At 72.9% G+C, this 3,601-nt stretch carries 4 protein-coding genes and 1 riboswitch; all 4 genes read right to left on the reverse strand.

The window, feature by feature from the left end; genetic code table 11:
• A partial coding sequence (locus tag K6I33_RS33100; protein ID WP_229358378.1) for a carboxylesterase/lipase family protein occupies positions 1-1,073 on the reverse strand: 1,073 nt, incomplete at its 3' end.
• Between the two features lie 92 nt (positions 1,074-1,165).
• Positions 1,166-1,639: a C40 family peptidase gene (locus K6I33_RS33105; RefSeq protein ID WP_229358380.1), complete on the reverse strand. Its 474-nt coding sequence runs from the start codon at positions 1,637-1,639 to the stop codon at positions 1,166-1,168.
• A 4-nt stretch (positions 1,640-1,643) separates the two neighbouring features.
• Positions 1,644-1,804, reverse strand: a riboswitch (cyclic di-AMP (ydaO/yuaA leader).
• Positions 1,805-2,054: 250 nt separating this feature from the next.
• Positions 2,055-2,987: an endo alpha-1,4 polygalactosaminidase gene (locus K6I33_RS33110; protein WP_229358382.1), complete on the reverse strand. Its 933-nt coding sequence runs from the start codon at positions 2,985-2,987 to the stop codon at positions 2,055-2,057.
• Positions 2,984-3,601: spherulation-specific family 4 protein (locus K6I33_RS33115; RefSeq protein WP_374286499.1), on the reverse strand; the 618-nt coding region annotated here is incomplete at its 5' end. The genes K6I33_RS33115 and K6I33_RS33110, both read right to left, overlap by 4 nt.

Here is a 3,601-nt window from a genome sequence, read left to right on the forward strand (position 1 = left end):
CACCCGGGACGAGTTCCGCCCGGTCCTGGTGATGAGCGGCGGCCGGGGGCGAAGGCGTTCAGGACCGTCGTCGTGTCCTCGTCGGTGACCTTGTCCCGGCCGCCGCTCATCACCAGGAACGGGCGGAACTCGTCCCGGGTGTGACCGGTCAGCAGGTCCACGCCGCTCGCCCGGCCGTCGGGCAGGGCCGTCCAGGGCGTCTCCGGTACGAGGTCGCCGTCGATCACGATGGAGAACGGGGAGCCCGTGCGGGCCAGCGGGCCCCAGCGGTCGGTCCGGGCGGGCAGGCCGTACATCATCGGGGTGATCGCCTCGGCCAGCCGCCACGGTTCGACCGTGGCGAGCCCGGCGGCCGTGGGGGTGGCGCCCAGCCGGCCGGCGAGCTCGGCGGTGAGGGCGGAGGCGAGGGCCGGGGTGGTGTAGAGGCCGGGGACGGACTGGGCGATCGCCCGGCGGAAGAGGCCGCCGGCGCGGGGCACGGCCAGCAGGGTGGCGATCGAGCCGGCGCCGGAGGACTGGCCGGCGACGGTGACGCGCGCGGGGTCGCCGCCGAAGCCGGCGATGTTCTCCTGGACCCACTCCAGGGCCGCGATCAGGTCGAGCAGCCCCCGGTTGGCGGGTGCGCCCTCGAGCTGGGCGGAGGCCTCGGCGCCCACCCGGTAGTTGAGGGTGACCACGACGAGGCCGCCCTGCCGGGCCAGGAGCCCGGCGTCGTAGAGCGGGTCGCCCGCGTGGCCGGAGACGTATCCCCCGCCCAGGATCCATACGAGCACGGGCAGTCCGGAGCCGCCGGGGTCCGGCGACCAGACGTTCAGGGTGAGCCAGTCGTCGCCGGTGGCCGTGCCGGTCGCGGGGATCGGGCCGGACTGCGGGGGCGGCGGGCCGAACTCCGCCGCGTCCCTCACCCCGTCCCAGGAACCGGGCGGGGCCGGGGCGGCGAAGCGCAGCGCCCCGACGGGCGGCTGGGCGTAGGGGATCCCCCGGAAGACGGCGAGGCCGTCGGTGGTGCGGCCTCGTACGGTGCCCTGGGCCGTGCGGGCCTCCGGGCCGGTGACGCCGTTGACATCGCTCATCGTCGCTCCCTCCCCGCGCCCGGGAGCGGCACCCCCGTGCGCGAACGCGGATGTCGGGCGGCCCGGGATACCGGACCGCCCGAACAGGGAGCCTAGTTGACGCGTCCGTACCAGACGCTGCCGGTCCAGATCTTCTCCAGGCGGACCGTGGTGCCGGGCTTGGGGGCGTGCCAGATCTTGTTGCTACCCGCGTAGATCCCCACGTGGTAGACGTTGCTGCCCGAGTGGAAGAACACCAGGTCGCCGACCTGGCGGGAGCCGCCGGCGATGTGCCGGGTGCGGTTGTACTGGTCGGCGGCCACGCGCGGCAGGTTCTTGCCCACCTTCTTGAACGAGTACTGGGTCAGGCCCGAGCAGTCGAACCGGTTCGGGCCGGCGGCGCCGTACTGGTAGGGGGAGCCGGCCTTGGCGGCGGCGACCTTCAGGGCCTGCTCGCCGGCGGTGGCCGCGGCGGCCTCTGAGGCGAGGCCGGGGACGAGCACCGATGCCGCCAGTGTGGCGGCGGTGACGGCCGAGGCGGTGCCGGCCCGGGATATGAGAGCGGGAATGCGAGGCATAGCAGACATGCCGAAGCCCTTCGACATCCGCCTGCGAAAGATGACCTGTCGGGTTCGGGCTGCGAAGTTGCCCGGCCGGATTTCCCGGCTTCACCCCAAGGACCACCGACTTCGTGATCCGTACCGCTTGGGTCTCCCGCTCCTGCCGATCCATCAATTCGATGCCGCACCCGGGGCGGCGGCAGGACTCGGCGTCCGCCCGGGCGGCCCGTCAGGGTGACGGGATCTTGTGTTCGGTGAGAGATCCTGCACCATGAATCATTCAAATCCGGTACCCGGACGGCCATCTGTGAACTTCTTCACTTCAGGAGCAGACCGGGAACCGCGCTCCGCGCGCCCCCGCCGAACTGGTCCTAAACCCTTGTTCCCACGGGTACTTGCAGCATGGAACGAGTAATTCCGCGAGGCCGTTCAGGAGGGCCGCTCAGCAGGGTTGCCGCCAGGTGTCCAGCTCCAGCTTCTTCTTCATCGAGCTCAGCCCGAGCCGTCGCGCCGTGGGGCAGAACTCCCCCGGGGAGAGTTCGTATTCGACGTGGAAGACCGCTTTGTCACGTTTCACAAAGGGGGTGAGCTTCTCGCACTCGTCGTACTGCGCGCACTGCTCGTTCACCGCGAAGTCGAAGACGTCCGCCAGCTGCGGGATCTGGTCCAGGTCGTTCTTCAGCCCGATGGCCAGGCCCCGCTCATGGGCGAGATCCGCCAGCATCCGGTTGAACGCCAGCTGGTGGTCGGCCGTCAGCGGAAAGCCGGTGGCATTGCGGAATCCCTCGGTCAGGTCGGGTTCGACGGCGTCGAATCCCTTCTGCCGGCACATGTCCATCCGGGCCGCCATGAGCGGCCGCAGGGTGTCCAGGCGGCGGATGTCGAACCATTTCTCGCCCTTCCAGCCCTTGTTCTTGTTGCCGAGCAGGTTCTTGGGGAATTTCCCCTGGTCGGGCCGGAAGTCCTCCCAGGCGCCGGCATTGATGTAGCAGATGACCTTCCGGCCACGGGAATGCAATTGGGCCACGGTTTCGGCCGAATTCTCGAAGCCGTCGATGTCGTAGACGGGGGCGTCCACCGAGGTGTCGGCCTTTCCGTCCAGCTGCCACTGCCAGCCGGTGCCCGGCCGCGGCTGCCAACGGGACGCGGCCGGCGGCGAGCCCGTGGCCGAACCGCCCGGTGAGGCGGCGGCGCCCGGGGTGCCGGAGGCCTCCGGCGCGCCCGGGGAACGCGGGGCGCCCGAGGCGCGGGGGGCCGCCGTGACACCGTCGTCGTCCCGGTCCGGCCCGTCGTCGTCGGCGGGCGACGCGGAGCAGCCCGCCAGCACCAGCAGCAGCGCGGCGCACAGCCCCGCGCGGACGCGCCACGCGCTCATGCCGCACCTCCCGTCGCCAGGCCGGCGGCCGCCCGGGGCGCCGAGCGCCAGGGGTTGGCCCCCGTACCCGGCACCGCGCAGTGCACCGCGGCACCGCGCGCCCCCGCCGTGCGGGCCACTCGCCCCTCCCGTCCCTCGGGCACACCGTGCACCAGGTGACAGAACCGCTCCGGTGGATGGCCGGTGGTCCACTCCGGTACCCGGGCCCGCTGGTAGTCCTCCCAGGTGCCCTCGAAGGTGACCAGGAGGTCGGCGAGCGAGGCGTAGCCGGGGTCGGGGTGGGTGCCGGGGTTGAGGACGGCCGTGCGGGCGCCCAGCACCCGGGCGGCCAGGACCATGCGGCGGCAGCGGGGCAGCAGGGCGCCGTGCGCCGGGATCTGGTCGAGGAAGACGCCGTCCACGTCGTACCACCGGCGGTGGCGGCGGATGTCGGCGACGACGGCGCCGGTGCGGCGGTGGCCGTAGCCGGTGTCGACGTAGCCCAGCAGCCGGACGCCCGCGTCGCTCAGCCGCCCGGCCGCCGCGCGGAAGGCGGGGTCGGGGCGGCCGCCGGGGCCGTCGGCGACGTTGAGGACGACCCCGTAGAGCCGGGGGGCGGCGTCGAGCAGCGCCTC

It is taken from the genome of Streptomyces sp. UNOB3_S3, assembly GCF_020740895.1.
Classification (GTDB): domain Bacteria; phylum Actinomycetota; class Actinomycetes; order Streptomycetales; family Streptomycetaceae; genus Streptomyces.